The following is a 932-nucleotide window of genomic DNA, read 5'->3' as shown; positions in this document are numbered from 1 at the left end:
CCACGATTTTGTTTTCTTTGACAAAAACTTTGATCGTGCCTCAGGCACTTAGTTCCCTTCTTAAGCAAACCTCAGGTCTATTAAGTTGTATAAAAAAGGAGAAAAAATAGATTTGGTGTTTTGGAATGTTCCTCAACCCACCCCTAAACTTCTCTATCTTTTCCCTGCAAATACTCCATCGCCTCAAATAATGTTGAAAATTAATGAACGAGATGGTGCTAATCTAAATAAAGTTTCATAATAGTGATACACCCCCTTTTTTCATTTTCTGCTGTTGCTGCAATGAGGCTGATTCCATGAAAACTTGCACACACTTAATCAACTGCCACATAAACTGACAGCAATGGTTCCGCGTTACCGTTTCATGTAGAGATTGCCATAGGCGTTCAATTTTATTCAGCCAAGGTGAGTAGGCGGGTAAAAATAAGAGATTAAATTTAGAATTTCTGGCCAGCCAATCCATGACTTTCCGGCTTTTATGAATGCCATAATTATCTAGGATTAGGGTGATTGTTTCTGCAGAGCTATATTGGCGGTTTATCTCATCTAACAGATTGATAAATAATTCAGAGTTTTTATTTAAACCTCCGACATAAGTGATTTTCCCTGTCAGGGCGTTTAGACAACCCGCAAGATAATGTTTTTGGTTTTTCCCGGGTGTAGCGATCCGTTTCTGTTGTCCCTTGAAATACCAGCTTGAACCGATTTTCGGATTAAAGTGAATATCGACTTCATCTTCATAAAAAACCGGATGGGGCTCTGAGGAATTGGACAAGGCTTCCGTGATTTTTGCCATTTTCTCATCGTACTCGGGGTCAGGTAATTTCAAGGTGGGAGCGGCTCTCCTCCAAACGATACCCGCCTGGCATAAATAACGATAAAAGGGGCTTTTCGAGAATTTCACTTTTATCAGTTCTTTGATTTGAATGATA

General features: G+C 39.4%; 1 protein-coding gene. It reads right to left on the bottom strand.

Annotated features, from left to right (window positions below):
* Positions 1 to 235: 235 nt before the first annotated feature.
* Positions 236 to 932, bottom strand: a 697-nt coding sequence (locus tag NXS07_RS20350; protein WP_258087558.1) for an IS630 family transposase, incomplete at its 5' end; no start/stop codon positions are given.

It is taken from the genome of Xenorhabdus bovienii, from assembly GCF_024721015.1.
Taxonomy (GTDB): domain Bacteria; phylum Pseudomonadota; class Gammaproteobacteria; order Enterobacterales; family Enterobacteriaceae; genus Xenorhabdus; species Xenorhabdus bovienii.
Note: the sequence above shows the minus strand (reverse complement) of the source record. Positions and strands in the feature narration are given on the sequence as shown.